Raw genomic sequence first — 16812 nt, 5'->3', positions numbered from 1 at the left:
TTCTAATTTTTATTTCTTTTTATTAGTAAGTGCAAGTATTAGAATATGCACAACCGATTTATCCACTTCAGGTATTCTTAAAGCCTGAGATATATTATAAGGCTTGTACTGTTTTAATTTATTAATAGCATCAATCTTAACGCTTTTTAAAGTAGAGTAGTCAAAATCTTCAGGTATAAGCATATTTTCGTATTTTTCTATATCTCTTATTTCGTTTAAATATCTTGCAATATACCCTTCATATTTAATAGCTATTTCTGCATTCTCTAATACATTTTTATTATAATCGCCGTCTATTAAATGTTTTAACATGTCGATACCGCATTCAGGACGCTTTATTATAGAAGCCAAACTCATAGTACGGTACTCTTTAGCCTCTTTTGTGAATCCTAAATCTTCAGTTTCTTTTTGAGTGAGTGTGCGTTTATTTAAATATTCCACAAGTATTTGAGTTTTTTGTTTTTTATCTCTTACCTTTTCAAGTCTTTCTTTGCTTGCAAGCCCTATATTATAAGAAAGTTCTGTTAATCTTTCGTCTGCATTATCTTGTCTTAAAAGCATTCTATGTTCTGCCTGTGAAGTAAACATTCTATGCGGCTCTTTAGTTCCTTTAGTAGTTAAATCATCAATTAAAACGCCTATATATCCATCGCTTCTTTTTAATATGAATGGAGCTTCTTTTTTTATTTTTAAGCTTGCATTTATTCCTGCCATAAGTCCCTGACATGCTGCTTCTTCGTATCCGCTTGTTCCGTTAATTTGTCCTGCTAGAAATAAGCCTTCAATTTTTTTAGTTTCAAGTGTAGGCTTTAATTCTATAGGGTTCACATAATCATATTCTACCGCATAGGCTGGTTTTAATATTCTTACTTCTTCAAGTCCTTTTAATGATCTTATCATCTTTATTTGAACTTCTTCCGGCAAACTTGAAGAAAATCCATTTATATAAACTTCATTTGTTCTGTAGCTTTCTCTTTCCAAATGTAATTGATGTCTTGGTTTATCAGCAAATCTTACAACTTTATCTTCTATGCTTGGGCAGTATCTTGGACCTATACCTGTTATCACTCCGCTGTACATTGGAGACAAATGTATATTATCCTGAATGATTTTATGAATATTAGCGTCTGTATAAGTTATATAGCAAGGCTCCTGAACTATATCGATTTTTTCATCTAAAAAAGAGAATGGAGTTATTTCATCATCGCCTTTTTGCATTTCTAATATATCAAAGTTAATAGAATAATAATCAACTCTGGCAGGTGTTCCTGTTTTTAATCTTCCAACCTCAAGTCCTAAACTTCTTAAACTATCAGATAGTCCTATTGCAGGGAGTTCTCCGATTCTTCCAGCCTGTTTTTGATACTTACCTATATGAATGAGTCCGTTTAAAAATGTTCCTGTAGTGAGTATAACCGCTTGGCATTCGTATTCTCTGCCTCTTTCTGTTTTGATTCCTTTAAGTACATTATTTTCTACAATTATTTCTGTTACTATATCTTGATGAAGTGTGAGATTATTTTGTGCATATAATGTTTTAGCTGCTTCTTCTTTATATGCATATTTATCTGCTTGAGCTCTTGGTGCCCATACAGCTTTACCTTTACTTCTGTTAAGCATTCTAAACTGCATCATAGTTTTATCTATTAATATTCCCATCTCGCCGCCGAGTGCATCAATCTCTTTAACTATTGTCCCTTTGGCTACTCCTCCTATAGAAGGGTTGCATGACATTTGTCCTATAGTATCCAAATTAATAGATATAATTAGAGTTTTCATTCCTAGTCTTGCAGATGAAAGTGCTGCCTCTATTCCTGCATGTCCTGCCCCTACTACTATAACATCGTATTTATTATTATTCATTAGGATTTCTCTCTATTTTATTGATTGTTTTATAATTACTAAAGATGATATATTAAAAATAGTATATTGTAAAGGTATATTTTAATAAGTTATTTTTATATAATTAAACTAATAATTAAAAAACTTTTATAGTAAGTTTGGTTTATAATACTATTTATACTAGCAAAAAATTATTATTAATAATATCTTTTTTATTATATTCATTTATTTTGCATTATTTGCTGAAATAGTATATAAATTACATAATGTCAGTATTTTATTATTTTATAATATAAAAAATATATATTTTAAGGTTTTTTATGATTAAAAATATATTATTAATAGTTTTTTTAATGCTATTTATGATTTCTTGCAGTAATGTAAAAATACTAGACCCTAATGAAAGAGATGTTGAAATTCAGTATGTAGAAAATGGATATATTTCCCAAAATGTAACTTCTACAATGCAATTTAAATTAAAAGATTTTGCCGATGATTTTACAAATATATGGTGTTTAGAATTGGGTAGTAGTACATCATACGATTTATATATAAAAAATGATCTATTTACTATAAATTTTAACAGAAATGATTATAAAAATATAGACTATATACTTTATGCTTCTTATAGAGATATTTGGTTAACAGGTAATTTTAGAATTACTAATGTAAGTATAAATGGCAGTCAATTAACATTAACTTTTGACAAACAAGTTAATGGAAGTAATACTGTAATAATAGATTTGGGTACAGATTTAGACAGCTTAATGAACAGCATTAAAACTTACAGCTATTTATCAGATAAAGAAAATTATAATTATAAAATTGTTATCCTTACAATACTTATATATTCTTCGCTTCAGGCAAATGGTATAATACCAGCTTATTAATTTTTATAAAATGCAGGATAATTTTTTTTAATTAAATAATTAAGGAGGATTAAATAAAAATTGTAAGCCTCGAATGTCATATGGTTATAAGTGAACAATTTTTATTAGCAATAACCATAAAAATTGTGAGCCTCTGGCATTCGCAAGAATGGCAGAGGATTATAAGCGAACAATTTTTATTAGCAACAACCATAAAAATTGTGAGCCTCTGGCATTCGCAAGAATGGCAGAGGATTATAAGCGAACAATTTTTATTAGCAACAACCATAAAAATTGTGAGCCTCTGGCATTCGCAAGAATGGCAGAGGATTATAAGCGAACAATTTTTATTAGCAACAATATGAAAGCAATAATCATTTTTTTAATTATAAATATTACTTTATTTGCTCAATTTGAAGTAAATGCATTTATTCCATTTGGTATCAATGGGAGTTTTGCGTCTATAACATTAAATCGTCCTAATCATACCTATGAAAGTATAAAAGGAAATTTGGGAGGAGAGTTTGGAGTAATTACTCAGCTTGGTTATAATTTGGCATTGAATAAAAATATATCCATAAGCTCTATAAGTTTTCTTTTTGAATTGGGATATTATTTAAATGCTAATACTATAACTTATGAATATCCTTATGCTGATTCATATAATTATTTTAAAGTTACAGAAACTTTGACATTTCATAATATTTTAATTGGCTTTAATCCTAAAATAAATTTTAATAATTTTTCATTAGGAATAGGTGCTGGAATAAAAATACCTTTATATGCTCAAATTGATAAAGATAAAAAAGAAGGGTTTTTTGAAGGCTCTTTAATGCATCAGGATAAAAAAAGTTGGAATTTTGATACTATAAAAACAATATATAAAGTTCCTGTATCTCCTTATATAAAAATAAACTTTGATGGACTTTCTTATATCACCGAAAAATTAGCTTTTTTATATGGAGCTTATATACTTTATGATTTTTCAATGTCCTATAATACTGATAATATAAAAATAATTGATAAAACTTTAATAAAGAATTATCAATTATCTTCTTTATCATTTATGTTTTATATAGGTGTATCTTTTGGCAGAAATAATGATTAGTATATAAAATTTTTTAATTGACAGTGTATTTAAATTTTTAATTACATTTGCCCGCCCTATAGGCTTATAACTTTAATTTGTAATTTTTACTTTATATTTTCTTTTTGCTTAATTAGAATTTATAGCTGCCCACCCAGGATTTTTTTAAATTTATAGCGTACTCACCGCACGTAGAATAATATTTTGTAAATATTAGATATATTTGAATTATAATGTTAATAATAAATAAAAATCAGCTCACCGTGCGTTGAATAAATTTTATTAAAAAATACACAAATAAAGGCTTCACTCTTATAAAGCAAAGCCTAATCATTTATTGATATTTTATTCTCAATTATTTTCTATTTTATTGATTATTCATCTTTATTGAATTCCAAATCTTTAAGCTCTCTTAATTTTGGAAGATCATCTAAACTATTTATACCAAAATGCATTAAGAACTTATCAGTAGTTCCGTAAGTTTGTCTTTTATCTAAATAATCCTTTCTTCCTTTCCAAGCAATGAAACCATCTTCCATTAAAGCTCTTAAATGATAACCGCTGTCGCTTTGTCTTATATCATCAATCTCAGCTTTAGTTAAAGGCTGTTTATATGCTATTATAGAAAGAGTCTGAAGCATTGCTTTTGATATTTTTTTCTTTCTTTTTTTGTCATATATTGCTGATAAAGTACCGAATGTAGAAGGTATTATAGTCATAAGTATAGAATCTCCTACCTCAAGTATCTCTATAGCACTTTTGGCATTTCTATATCTATTATTTATATTTTCTATATGAGTTCTTATGTCAGAATTTTCGCATTTGAAGAGTGTTCTTAATCTGCTTATTGGAACATTGCCTTCAACATATATGATGGCTTCCATAATCTTTTCAAGTTCTTCTTCATTTGCAAGTATAGAATCGTCTATCTCTAAAGTGTTTTTATTTTCAGTATTTACTGCCTGAGTATCTGCATTATTTTCAGAATTCTTTTCTGAAATCTCATTCTCCAAAAGAGCACCGCTTGTTTCAATCATTTCATCCATATTTATATCCCTAAAAAATAACTTCCTTTTTATTTTTAATATATCCAGATTATAGCATATTAAAAACTTTTTTCAATCGTTTAGACATAATTTTGTGTATATATTTTTATGGGAAAATAAATTTATTTTCAATTATTAATTATTTTCTTTGCATAGTTTAATACTTTCATCATTGATTATTCTTCTTATAATTTCTATATTGGAATCATCAAAGTTTTTAGGGAAGTATATGCTTTTTATTGTTATATTATTGTTATTTAAAATTGCTCTGTAATCATCATTTCCAGAATTATAGCTGAATATAGAAAGTAAAGTGTCATAATGAATATCATCTTCTTTAGTGATAAATTTTGCAGTTTTTCCATAAATATTTTCTTCATTATAACTTTTTGTTTTAATTATGATTGAATCATTAGCTTCGTATTCTATGCATATAACATTATCATTTAAATTGTTAATATATGAACTGAATGAATAAAAATCAATATTCATCTTTTTATTAAAATTTTCTATAACAGGTTTTATCGCTGTTAATTTTCCTTCTTCAATAGTATTTTCTAAAATATCAAATATGTTTTCTGTTTCTGTTTTCTTATCTAATAATAATTTAAGGGTATCTGTATTATAATTAATATTTTTATATAGAGTATAAGAAGAATTATTTTTATGTATATTATGAAACTCTATAGTTTTATTCAAAGATTTTTCAAATAAATTTAAGAAATCATTGTATTTTATTATATTTCCTTTCAATAAAGTATATGATAATAAAAATATATTATAGCTTGCAAAATTATCTTCTTTTAAATCAAAATTATCTATATATCTTTGATAAGTGTTCAAAAGCATATCATAATCTTTTTTCAAGTAGTATATAACGGCTAAATTATTATAAAGCTCGAAAGATGATTTTTTATTTTCTATTAATTTATTATAGCATATAGAAGAACTATCATAATCTTTTATTCTATAGTATGACTCTGCAAGCATATTGTAAATATCATCATTTCTTTTATCAGTTCTTGATGCATATTCTATAACTTTATTATAATCTTTATTATCAAAACATATTGAAAGTAATTTATCATAATATTTAAATGAATTAGGATTTACTTCTATAATTTTATCAGCAATATTCAAAGCATTATCATATTCTTCTAAATCATAATATATGCTGAATAATATTTCATAAGAATTGTTGTATGAAGGATTAAGCTCTAATGCTTTATTTAAATAAATTAATGATTTTTCTTTTTCTCCTAAATGATAGTAGGATAAGCCTATGCCGTTATATGAATCTGCATTATTATTATTATTTATATCTATTGATTTATTGAAATTTTCTATAGCATTATTATAATCTTTTAAATTATAATAAGCGAGTGCTAAATTATTATAAGCCTTATAATATCTGTCATTAATTTCTATAGATTTATTGAAATAATTTATAGCTTTATCATATTCTTCATTAGAAGAGTAGCATATACCTATAAAGTTGTAAGCCTTATAAGCATTTGAATTTTTTTCTATTACTCTTTCAAAACATTCTATAGCTTCATAATAATATTTTTTAGAATAGTAGCTTATTCCTAATTTATTATAGTCAGTAAATGCATTAACATCTAATTTTTTGGCCTTATCAAAATAAAGTGCAGCCTTATCGAACATCTTTCTATTGAAATAAACCAAAGCTAAATTATTATAGGCATTAGCATATTTGGGATTAATGTCTATAGCTATATTGAAATATTTTATGGCATTATCATAATCTTTTAGGAAAGAATATACTGCTCCCAAAGTATTTGCTGTTTTACAAGATTTACCATTATACTGAAGAAATTTAGTGAAGCATTCTATTGCCTTATCATAGTTATTTATATTATAATAGCTCATTCCAAGCATATCATAAGCTTTAAAAACTCTTTCATCTAAAGATTTTGAATGCTCAAAAAACTCTATTGCTTCATTATATTTTTTATTTTTATAATAGAATAAAGCCAAATTATTGAAAGCCTTATCATATTTAGGATTAATCTCTATAGCTTTATTAAAATTTTCTATAGCATTAGTATAATCTTTTTTTTCAAAATAACTTATTCCGAGAAGATTATATGCTTTAAAAGAATTAGGGGTGATTTTTAAAGTTTCATTAAAACATTCTATAGCTTTGTCATATTGCTTTATAGCATGATAGCTTATACCAAGAAGATTATAAGATTTAAAAGTTTTTATATCTACTTTTTTAGCTTCTTCAAAATATCTAACAGCATCTTCATACTCTTTAAGCTCGACGCATACCTGTCCTTTATATAGATTTGCTCTATAATTTTTAGGGACTTTTTTTAATATACCGTCAAGTATTTCAAGAGTTTGATGATAATCTTCATTATTTATTCTGTATGAAACTTCATTTAAAAGATTTTCCATCTTTGTATTGTACATAAAAACCCCGTATACAATTATTGTAAATATTTTACAATGAATATGTATATTATGTCAACAATAAAATGTAATTTTTTATTTATTAAAATACTTTTTTAATTCATTATCATTTATATTGATAGAGATAAGTTTTTTGCTGTTTTTCTCGCCCTTTAATATTTCAACATCTCTTTTTTTGATATTAAGCTCATCGGCTAAAAAATCAATTATAGCTTTATTGGCTTTGCCGTCTATAGCCTTAGCCATAATACGAATGGAATAGGCCCCATTCTCGAATTTAAAACTGTTGGATTTAGCTCCAGCCGTTACTTTAACTTCTATGTTCATATATTATGGAATTATATTTTTATCATTTTATTTTTTTATTAAAACTTATAATATTTCTTTTGTCAATATAAATTATATGAATCCAATAGAATTAAAATTATTAATATCATTTAACTTTATTATTTCTTTCAAAGCAAATAAAGTTTTTATAATATTTTCAGATTTGTATTCAATATCATTGTTAAATATTAAATCTCTAAATAATTCTATCTTTTCTAAATCAGAGAAGATATAATACTATTTTTGTTTTTACATAAATACAATAATGAACAAAATAATATTTTATCTTTTATATACAATTCATAATGTTCAGGTTCTTCAAGAAGTATATTATCTAAAATATTTTCATTATAATAATTTTTTATTTTTTCTTTATTAGATTTAATGAATTGAAATGCATGAACGATCCAATCTAATATTTCTAATAATTTTGTTTTATAATTATCTACTTTATCTTCTTTAATACTCATTAAGCTAAAATATATTTTCTCGCTGTATGATTTATAAATATTATTCTCTATTACAAAAATATTTTTAGCCCAATATAATACAATATTAGAAATATTATCTATATTATAAATATAACCTGACATTGTATTTTTATCTCATTTTAAATTTTATTTATTAATTTTACATATATTTGTAAAGCCGGCAGTAGGAACTCCTAATCCTCTTATAAGCCTAGCCCAATAATTAACCTGTGCGGCAGTGGAAGCTAATATTAATATGGCACGTTCTGAATACTCTTTTTTTACTTCTGTGATTAATTCTTCGGATATTATTACAGGTGTTTTTGTTATAGCTGAAATATATTTTAAAGCTATTTTTTCTTTATTCGATAGAGTAGGGCAAGCATCTATATCTTTATTTTGTAAATATTTTATTTCTTCATCTGTTACATTTTCTTTATCATATTCAAAGCTGTTCATGTCTATGCAAAACGGACAGGCTACGTCTATTGAAATCTGTATTCTTATGAGTTTCAAAAGCCTTTTAGGTACTTCTTTATCATCATGAGTTATTAATGCTTCCATTACTCCAGAACTTATTGCAGTTTTAGGATTCCAAGCTAAAATCTTTGGAAGCAGTAAATCTTTTTTCACTTTCTTTTTCGCTATCCACATAGGAAATTTCAAAAAGAAAGGGATTTTCTTAGGAGGTTTTATATATGCTTCTATTTCACTTTCAAAATAATTGTCTTTATTGCTTTTTATGTCAAAGTTTATATTGTCCATTTTATTACCCTTTTTTTTAAATTTTTTGTATATTAGTATTGTTTTTAAGCTATAAACGAGCAGCTGATAACTTTAGTTGTCAGCTATTTTTAGGCTAGTTTATAGCTAGCAATAGTAAAATTTTTTTAGGCTGGTTAATGTAGGCATTAGTTTCACTTTCAAAATAATTGTCTTTATTGCTTTGTATATCAAAATTTATATTATCCATTTTATTACCCTTTTTTTAAATTTTTTGTATATTAGTATTGTTTTTAATTAATATTTATAATACTAAAATCAACTATTTTTATATCTTTTAAAATAAAACAATTTTTTATAATAATGCATATATAATTATTTACAAGTAGTTTAAAATTTCTTAAATATGATTTATAATATTACACTAATAGTGTAAAAGGATTATATGGAAAATATTAATAAATATCTGCATGAAGTAGATGAGTGTATAAAAAATAAAAATTATAATGATGCATTTTCCTTATGCAATGATATTTTATCTATAAACCCCAATAATATAGAAGCTATGTTTAAAGCAGGATATTGCTGTTATAGATTAAAAAGATATGATATATCTATGATGCATTTTATAAAGGCTTCTTCATTAGAGAAATTCAGCACCAATAGGGCTATATATAAATACTATATAGGAAGATGCTACTATTCTTTGAGAGTATATAAAGAGGCATTGGAATATTTTAAAGAAGCGTACAATCTTGATAATAATAATAAATATTATACCTTATGGCTTGGAATAACATATTCTAAAATAGCAGTAAATGATAATGAATATAATACAGCGTTAATGTATTTGTCTATGTCTTTAGGTTCGGAAGATTATTTAGTATATGGATATATAGGATATTGCCATATTCAATTGAAAAATTATGATAAAGCTATTATGTATTTAAATAAATCTGTAAACTTGAAAGATAATGATTATCTAAGCAGATATTATTTAGGCAATACGTATTTTATAATGCAGGTATATGATAAGGCTTTGGAGCATTTAAGTGAATCTGTAAAATTAAAAGATAATGATTTTGATAATTGGTTTGCTTTAGGGCTTCTTTATAAAGTTATAGATGAAAATGATTTATCAGATGAATGTTTTGAAAAGGCAAGAAATATTGCTTTGGATAATAATGATATTGATGAAGAGCTTGACTGTTTTATCAAACTCACAGATTCACAAAATGATGAATATTTGAATTATTTATATCTTGGTATTTGCTATGCAAAACTTGAAAGCTATAAAAATGCTGTGCATTATTTACTTGAATCTATAGAGATAAATGAAAAGTATAGTAATGAAAATAATTATTTAGCCTATTATTGGATAGGATATATTAATTACGTAGACAGTGAATATGAAGATGCAGCAAAATATTTTGAAAAGTCTTTAAGTTTAAATGATGAAGAAGAAAATTATTTAGTTTTATTATGGCTTGGCGACTGCTATTTTAGATTAGGTAATTATAAAAAGGCTTTATTTAATTTAAAAAGGTCTATAGAACTTAAAGATGATGAAGCAGATACCTACAAATTAATATCTGAATTATATTTAAAAGCAGGAAAAAAAGAAAAATATAATAATTATATAAGCAAATATAAGAAACTTATAAAAAATATTAATACATATGATAATAACTATAACTATTCAAAAGGATACAATAATCCTGAAAGTATAAGTTCTGCATTTGAAAATAATAATAAGTCAGAAAATATTTATCAAAAAGAAGAAATATTAAATAACGAAGAAATTTATTCTAAAAAAACAGATATTGAGCATTTTATTAATCTTTTGTTTCAGGATATAGAAAAGAATGATTTATATAATTTGTATTCATCTAATACAGAAAAGAAATGCTATATAGATTTTAATGATTTTAATATAGATAATTATTTATCATATAGAAATATAATTAATAATGCGGTAAAAGATAATTTTGATAATACTAATAAAATAACAACTATAAGAAATATTATAACTAATTTTGATATTATAAGTGATTTAGAAATGGAATATGCCAAAAAAGTTATAGATGATATAGAAGAGCTATTCAATCATACTTCCGAGAGCATATTAAATACTATGCATTATTATTATAAGAAGAAGGATATAGAGCTTTATTTTATCTTAATGAAGATAATAGAAGATAATTTATAAAAAAAAGCACATATATGAAAATATATGCGCTCTTTTTTATTATTTATTATTTATAGTTTGAAAAATTTCATAGCTTGCTGTAATGAATTAGCCTGAGCAACTAAATCTTTTGAAGCATTTTCAGCATCATTAACCAAAGCATTATTCATTTGAGTAGCTCCGTCCATTTCGGATACCGCTCTATTAACTTGCTCAACACCTGACTGCTGTTCTACTGCTGCAGAGCTTATTCCTCTCATTATATGAGCAGTTTCATCTATTTTTACTCTTAAATCGGCAAATATTTCCTGAGAATGATGAGCTGTTTCAGTGGCTTTATTTATTTTATCATAAGCATTTTCTACTAAATCAGTAATATCTTTTACAGATGACTGAGTAGTTTGTGCAAGATTTCTTACTTCGCTTGCTACAACAGCAAAACCTTTTCCTTGTTCTCCTGCTCTTGCTGCTTCTACAGATGCATTAAGGGCAAGTATATTAGTTTGAAAAGCAATATCTTCTATTATTTTAGTGATATTTTTTATTTTTGTGCTTGCATCATATACTTCTTCTATATTTTTTGTAGTTTGTATAATGATATCGCCTGCCTCATCTATAGAAGATTTTGAAGATATCATCATATTATTTCCTGTTATAGAATATTCAGTAGATGATTTTATAGTAGAAGCCATTTGTTCCATAGAAGCTGCTGTCTGCTGCAAACTTGCTGACTGAGCCTCTGTTCTTCTAGATAATTCTACATTTCCCTTAGCCAACTTTTCAGAAGCATTCATTATACATATAGATGCTTCATTAACTTCTTTAATAGTTTCAACTAATTTATGTCTCATATTAGCAAAGCTTTCTGCAAGTATTCCTATCTCATCTTTTCTAGGTTTTATTTTTCCTGTAAATTCTGTTAAATCGCCTCTTTCTATCTTTTTAGCTTCATCTACTACTAAAGATAAAGGCTTTGTTATAGATCTTATAAATATATTAATAAATATTGCTATAGATACTATTGTTATTATTCCTAATATTATACCGCTTAATACAGCTTTTCTATTTTCAGCAAATATTTCTTCTGAAGTCATAGTCATAGAAGTAATCCAAGGCACATATTTCATTTTAGTATATGACCCCATCATTTTATGATTATTAGCAGTATATTCAACAACACCTTTTGATAAATTTTTATTAAATACTTCTTTATAAACCTGAGGAGCGTCCGTATTAACTTTATTATAATCAGTATTCATAAGGACTTTCATATTAGGACCTATTACATCTAGTCCTCCTGTTTTACCCAATTTTATTCCTTCTATATAATTTTTATAAAACTCTCTCCAGTTAAAAACAGTATATAAATAGCCTATTTCTCTATTTTCATGTTTTACAGGAGCAGCAAAAATAAATGATAATTCTCCATTAACCACTGAAGGAGCAATACCGTTTCCATAACTTACGCTGCCGTAACCATATTCTCTATTGTGAAGTTTATTCCAAACATTGATATTGCTGTCTGTAAATTTTGTTCCAATCCATTTAGGATAATCGCTGTCTGCTATTATGATACCATTTTTATCAACTATTCCTATATGTATAGCACAAGCATTCTTTTCTCTGAATGTTTTTAGATTTGAAGTTACTTTTCCTTTTACATCTTCATCCAAAGAAATTAGATATTCGCTTATGATAGGCATAGAAGCATAAGTTTCAAGTATATAAGATTGTGTTCTAAACCAAGCATCAAATACTGATGAATATCCCATTACTGTAGTTTCAAACCCTTCGAATCTGCTTTTTGATATTCCGTTTCCTGCTATTGTAAGTGAAATGATAAGCATTATTGTTATCAATATCGTTGTAACAATACAAAGAATTACAGGTACCTTTACCGCCAAACTATTAAATTTACTCATCCTTGTACTCCATATACTTTATGAAAATTATCAACGCTTTGAATATAATAATTATTTTTATATCGTCAATATTTTTTTTATATTTTTATTAATTTTCTAAAAAAAATTTAGATATTTTTTAATTTAATTAATAACTAAAAAGTAATCATTAATAGCCGATAAAATCCGAATATTATAGACGATATAGATTTAAATATAAGTTATGGTGCAAAAATTATGAATATTTTTATTAACGGCAAAGAATTATCCGTAATGCTTGAAAATGAAACTAATGCATATGAAGTATTAAAACCTATAGAAGAATGGTGCAATTCTAATGACTTTTTAATAAATAAAGTTATTATAGATAATACAGAATTGCAGCCGTATATAGATGAAGAATATGAAACCATCCCTGTAGAAAATATACAGAAAATAGAAGTTGAAGCATTAAGTCAGGCTGAATATTCTCTATATTCTATTATGTCTATAGTTGAATATATAGAAAAAGTATCAAATACTGTTTCAGTAAATAGTAAAGATATAGAAGATTTAAAAGATGGAATGTATTGGGTATTAGATTCTATACCTAGAACTATATTCCTATTTAATATGAGTTTAGAATCTTATGGAATTATTCATTTATTAAAAATGCTCGAAGTAAAATTAGAAAAATTTAATAATGCATCAGATAATATAGATAAATTTAATGAATTTTTTAATAATGAATTAAAACCTTTTTTAAGTGAAAAAATGCTTCCTACTATGTATCTTGTTATAGAAGAAGCCAAAATAAATACAATATTCTTATTTGCCGGAAATATAACTAGCAGTAATGCTTTATATAAAGTAGGAAGTTTGCCTAAATTCTTACCTTTAATATTAGATATACTTGATTCTATAGTAAATAAACTTCAATCCGGAAATGATAAAGAGGCTTTTATGTATGCGGAGAAATTCTCCCGTATAGTAAGCTATGCATTCAGCATACTTTCAAATGTAGCTTCTATATATTCAATAGATTATTCTCAGATTTCTTTGAATGCTGTTACTCTTACAGATGCTATAAATGATTTTAATGAAATGATGAATAATGTTTTAGATGCTTTTGCAAATGAGGATTATATATCAATAGCTGATTTGCTTGAATACGAAATCAAAGAAAGAATAGAAAATATTATGAATTATATACCGCTTGTAGAGGAACATATTGAAAAACTCAATGTTTGATTTTGAAGAGGACATTAATAATTTCAAGCCTATGGCTGAAAGAATGCGTCCTCTCACTATAGAAGAAGTTTTCGGGCAGCATCATATATTAGACAAAAATAAAACCCTAAGAAAAATGATAGATAATGATAAGATCACATCTATGGTTTTCTTTGGACCTCCAGGTGTAGGAAAATCAACCGTTGCATCTATTATAGCTAAAAAAACTAAAAGCGAATATATAAAACTCAATGCTGTACTTTCAAATGTTTCTGAAATAAGAGAAGCTATAAAAAAAGCAGAAAAGAATTTAGAAAACAGAAAAAAAACTATACTATTTATAGATGAGATACATAGATTCAATAAGAGTCAGCAAGATGCTTTACTTCCTGCTGTTGAAAACGGATCCATTATACTTATAGGAAGCACAACATTAAATCCTTACTTTTATCTTAATAATGCTCTTCTTTCACGCATTATGCTTTTTGAGTTTAGAAATCTCGATGATAATGATATAAAAGAGGCCGTATTAAAAGCAATTGAAGATAAAAGAGGACTTGGTGAATATGATGTAGATGTAGAAGATGAGGCGGTTAATTTAATAGTACGTTATTCTCATGGAGATGTTAGAAAGGCTTTTACATATCTTGAAGCATCATATTTAGCTACTCAGATTGATGAATCTAAAGAAAAACTTACTATCACAGAAGAAATAGTAAGAGATGTTACAAGTAAGCAGTCTATAAGTTTTGATGAAGATGAACATTACAACACTATAAGTGCATTTATAAAGAGTGTAAGAGGAAGCGATCCTAATGCGGCAATTTACTATTTAGCTAGAATGCTTGAGTCCGGAGAGGATCCAAGGTATATAGCTAGACGTTTATGCATATTAGCTTCTGAAGATATAGGACTTGCCGAGCCTAATGCTATGAATATTGCTTCTTCTCTTGTGAGCATTATTGATTTTATAGGTATGCCTGAAGGAAGAATACCATTAGCTGAAGTTACTATTTATTTAGCATTATGTCCTAAATCAAATTCCGCTTATAATGCCATTAATAAAGCTATAAGAGATATAAGAAACGGAGAGTTATATTCCATCCCAAACTATTTGAGAGATAATCATTCTGCAACATTCGATAAAAAAAGCGATGAAGAATATAAATATCCTCATGATTACCCTTATCATATAGTAAAGCAGGACTATTTAGAGCATGGAGTAAAAAAAGAGTATTATGAACCTGTTGATATAGGCGAAGAAAGAGAACTAAAAAAACGCTATGAATGGATTATAAAGCATATATAATTCATTTTACTTTAATAAAGTAAATTTGTTTTAATTTATATAAAAAATAGATATATATGTTATTTATTTTTATATGTTTGAAATCATATAATTTGCTTTCATTTGATTTAAATTTCAATTTATTTTCTATGGAGGTTAGTATGAATGATATAACTTTGGAACATGGGGTATATGGAAGCATTATCCAAAAAAATATAAAAATGAATAACTAGAATATATATATACCCCAAGCTTCCACCATAATATTTACAAAATTCTATTATTTATTTTGATATATCTTATAACAAATTCTGTTTTTATAACTTTAATATGAAAAAATCTTATTAATAATATGGACTAATTCTGTAAATTATATATAATTAAAAATAGAGTTTGTATATTACATATTATGGAAATATTTATGAAAATCAATAAAATAAAAGCAATTTTATATTTTATGGCATTAATATTCTTATTTTCATGTTCGAATTTCAAAAAAGAAGAAAAAGATATTATTATATTTGCTTCTGCTAGTTTAATGAATCCGTTAAGTGAAATATGTACTAATTATGAAAAGGAAACAGGTAAAAAAATAGGCTGTTCATTCGATTCATCAGGAAGACTAAGAAAACAGATACAATCCGGAGCTTATGCTGATTTATATTTTTCAGCTTCTGCTAGGGAAATGAATGCATTAAAGAGTATAGATTTTTTATATAATGACAGTATAACAAATGTTCTTAAAAATGATATAGTATTAGTTATGCCAAAAGATTCAGATATTCATCTTGACTCTTTTTGGGATTTAACTAATGATTATATAGAGAAGATAGCTGTTGGAGAATCTATGACTTCTTCTATAGGAGAATATACGGAAGAAATATTAAAAAAATTTAACATATATGATATCATTTCGGAGAAAATTATATTCGGTAAAGACACTAAAGAAGTAATTGATTTAGTAAAAAATGATAAAATAGACTGCGGTATAGTTTATATAACAGAAGCTATACTTAATAATAATAATAATTTACAAATAGCTGCCGAACCTAAAACTCATACAGATATAATTTATAGTATTGCTGTGTTAAAAAAATCTTTAAAAGAGAAAGAGGCAAGAGATTTCATTAGTTATTTATGTTCAGAAAAAAATCTTAATATATTAAAAGATTATGGATTTGGAATTGTTATATAGAGAATTCATTTATCTTTATTATCCGATTAAAATTTTAAGTATTATTTTATTTTTTATTTATTTAACGCACGGTAGGCTAATTTATATATATATGATTTAAATTATAATTATAAATTATTCTATATTTTAAATTCTGCTCTGCGTGCGCTTAGTACATAATAAATTTAAAAAAATCCTGGGCGGGCAGCTAAAATAACAGTTTAAAACAAAAAAGGAAAATAATCT

At 25.7% G+C, this 16812-nt stretch carries 13 protein-coding genes; 6 read left to right on the top strand and 7 right to left on the bottom strand.

What is annotated here, in order from left to right; genetic code table 11:
• Positions 1 to 9: 9 nt before the first annotated feature.
• A complete protein-coding gene (mnmG, locus tag BHYOB78_RS12505; protein WP_012671149.1) occupies positions 10 to 1863 on the bottom strand; it encodes a tRNA uridine-5-carboxymethylaminomethyl(34) synthesis enzyme MnmG in 1854 nt (617 codons plus the stop codon).
• A 299-nt stretch (positions 1864 to 2162) separates the two neighbouring features.
• Here mnmG and BHYOB78_RS12500 point away from each other — a divergent pair, with 299 nt between their 5' ends.
• Both BHYOB78_RS12500 and BHYOB78_RS12490 read left to right on the top strand, forming a co-directional pair.
• Positions 2163 to 2732, top strand: a complete 570-nt coding sequence (locus tag BHYOB78_RS12500; RefSeq protein WP_020064679.1) for a hypothetical protein — start codon at positions 2163 to 2165, stop codon at positions 2730 to 2732.
• Positions 2733 to 3072: 340 nt separating this feature from the next.
• The gene (locus BHYOB78_RS12490; protein WP_020064870.1) at positions 3073 to 3819 is read left to right on the top strand and encodes a hypothetical protein; all 747 of its coding nucleotides are present in this window, start codon (positions 3073 to 3075) and stop codon (positions 3817 to 3819) included.
• Between the two features lie 353 nt (positions 3820 to 4172).
• On the opposite strand, the gene scpB is transcribed toward BHYOB78_RS12490, so the two are convergent.
• From scpB to BHYOB78_RS12460, 5 genes are all read right to left on the bottom strand, one after another.
• Positions 4173 to 4844, bottom strand: coding sequence for an SMC-Scp complex subunit ScpB (gene scpB, locus BHYOB78_RS12485; protein ID WP_012671146.1), 672 nt, complete (start codon positions 4842 to 4844; stop codon positions 4173 to 4175).
• Positions 4845 to 4979: 135 nt separating this feature from the next.
• Entirely contained in the window at positions 4980 to 7286 is a 2307-nt protein-coding gene (locus tag BHYOB78_RS12480) for a tetratricopeptide repeat protein (RefSeq protein WP_020064871.1), read from the bottom strand.
• A gap of 75 nt (positions 7287 to 7361) precedes the next feature.
• Positions 7362 to 7613, bottom strand: coding sequence for a DUF167 domain-containing protein (locus tag BHYOB78_RS12475; RefSeq protein WP_028331364.1), 252 nt, complete (start codon positions 7611 to 7613; stop codon positions 7362 to 7364).
• Between the two features lie 215 nt (positions 7614 to 7828).
• Positions 7829 to 8206: a hypothetical protein gene (locus BHYOB78_RS12465; RefSeq protein WP_012671143.1), complete on the bottom strand. Its 378-nt coding sequence runs from the start codon at positions 8204 to 8206 to the stop codon at positions 7829 to 7831.
• Between the two features lie 24 nt (positions 8207 to 8230).
• Positions 8231 to 8848: a carboxymuconolactone decarboxylase family protein gene (locus BHYOB78_RS12460; protein ID WP_020064873.1), complete on the bottom strand. Its 618-nt coding sequence runs from the start codon at positions 8846 to 8848 to the stop codon at positions 8231 to 8233.
• A 403-nt stretch (positions 8849 to 9251) separates the two neighbouring features.
• Here BHYOB78_RS12460 and BHYOB78_RS12455 point away from each other — a divergent pair, with 403 nt between their 5' ends.
• The gene (locus tag BHYOB78_RS12455) at positions 9252 to 11015 is read left to right on the top strand and encodes a tetratricopeptide repeat protein (RefSeq protein WP_020064875.1); all 1764 of its coding nucleotides are present in this window, start codon (positions 9252 to 9254) and stop codon (positions 11013 to 11015) included.
• Positions 11016 to 11065: 50 nt separating this feature from the next.
• Here BHYOB78_RS12455 and BHYOB78_RS12450 read toward each other — a convergent pair whose 3' ends face one another.
• Complete coding sequence (locus tag BHYOB78_RS12450) at positions 11066 to 12916, bottom strand: methyl-accepting chemotaxis protein (RefSeq protein WP_020064876.1); 1851 nt, start codon at positions 12914 to 12916, stop codon at positions 11066 to 11068.
• Between the two features lie 216 nt (positions 12917 to 13132).
• Between BHYOB78_RS12450 and BHYOB78_RS12445 the strand changes: the two genes are divergently transcribed.
• The 3 genes from BHYOB78_RS12445 (at position 13133) to modA (ending at position 16587) form a co-directional block, all read left to right on the top strand.
• Positions 13133 to 14125 (top strand): DUF8042 domain-containing protein, encoded by a 993-nt coding sequence (locus BHYOB78_RS12445; RefSeq protein WP_020064877.1) that lies wholly within the window; start codon positions 13133 to 13135, stop codon positions 14123 to 14125.
• Positions 14118 to 15413, top strand: a complete 1296-nt coding sequence (locus BHYOB78_RS12440; RefSeq protein WP_020064878.1) for a replication-associated recombination protein A — start codon at positions 14118 to 14120, stop codon at positions 15411 to 15413. Before BHYOB78_RS12445 ends, BHYOB78_RS12440 begins: the two co-directional genes overlap by 8 nt.
• A gap of 400 nt (positions 15414 to 15813) precedes the next feature.
• Positions 15814 to 16587, top strand: a complete 774-nt coding sequence (gene modA, locus BHYOB78_RS12435) for a molybdate ABC transporter substrate-binding protein (RefSeq protein WP_020064879.1) — start codon at positions 15814 to 15816, stop codon at positions 16585 to 16587.
• The last annotated feature ends 225 nt before the right edge of the window (positions 16588 to 16812 follow it).

The sequence above is a fragment of the Brachyspira hyodysenteriae ATCC 27164 genome, assembly GCF_001676785.2.
Taxonomy (GTDB): domain Bacteria; phylum Spirochaetota; class Brachyspiria; order Brachyspirales; family Brachyspiraceae; genus Brachyspira; species Brachyspira hyodysenteriae.
Note: the sequence above shows the minus strand (reverse complement) of the source record. Positions and strands in the feature narration are given on the sequence as shown.

What these genes read in the sequence shown, in the direction of transcription:
- BHYOB78_RS12475 (WP_028331364.1), bottom strand. Translation starts at nt 7,613, where the DNA reads ATGAACATAGAAGTTAAAGTAACGGCTGGAGCTAAATCCAACAGTTTT.
- BHYOB78_RS12465 (WP_012671143.1), bottom strand. Translation starts at nt 8,206, where the DNA reads ATGTCAGGTTATATTTATAATATAGATAATATTTCTAATATTGTATTA.
- BHYOB78_RS12460 (WP_020064873.1), bottom strand. Translation starts at nt 8,848, where the DNA reads ATGGACAATATAAACTTTGACATAAAAAGCAATAAAGACAATTATTTT.
- BHYOB78_RS12450 (WP_020064876.1), bottom strand. Translation starts at nt 12,916, where the DNA reads ATGAGTAAATTTAATAGTTTGGCGGTAAAGGTACCTGTAATTCTTTGT.
- scpB (WP_012671146.1), bottom strand. Translation starts at nt 4,844, where the DNA reads ATGGATGAAATGATTGAAACAAGCGGTGCTCTTTTGGAGAATGAGATT.
- BHYOB78_RS12455 (WP_020064875.1), top strand. Translation starts at nt 9,252, where the DNA reads ATGGAAAATATTAATAAATATCTGCATGAAGTAGATGAGTGTATAAAA.
- BHYOB78_RS12500 (WP_020064679.1), top strand. Translation starts at nt 2,163, where the DNA reads ATGATTAAAAATATATTATTAATAGTTTTTTTAATGCTATTTATGATT.
- BHYOB78_RS12445 (WP_020064877.1), top strand. Translation starts at nt 13,133, where the DNA reads ATGAATATTTTTATTAACGGCAAAGAATTATCCGTAATGCTTGAAAAT.
- BHYOB78_RS12440 (WP_020064878.1), top strand. Translation starts at nt 14,118, where the DNA reads ATGTTTGATTTTGAAGAGGACATTAATAATTTCAAGCCTATGGCTGAA.
- modA (WP_020064879.1), top strand. Translation starts at nt 15,814, where the DNA reads ATGAAAATCAATAAAATAAAAGCAATTTTATATTTTATGGCATTAATA.
- BHYOB78_RS12480 (WP_020064871.1), bottom strand. Translation starts at nt 7,286, where the DNA reads ATGTACAATACAAAGATGGAAAATCTTTTAAATGAAGTTTCATACAGA.
- mnmG (WP_012671149.1), bottom strand. Translation starts at nt 1,863, where the DNA reads ATGAATAATAATAAATACGATGTTATAGTAGTAGGGGCAGGACATGCA.
- BHYOB78_RS12490 (WP_020064870.1), top strand. Translation starts at nt 3,073, where the DNA reads ATGAAAGCAATAATCATTTTTTTAATTATAAATATTACTTTATTTGCT.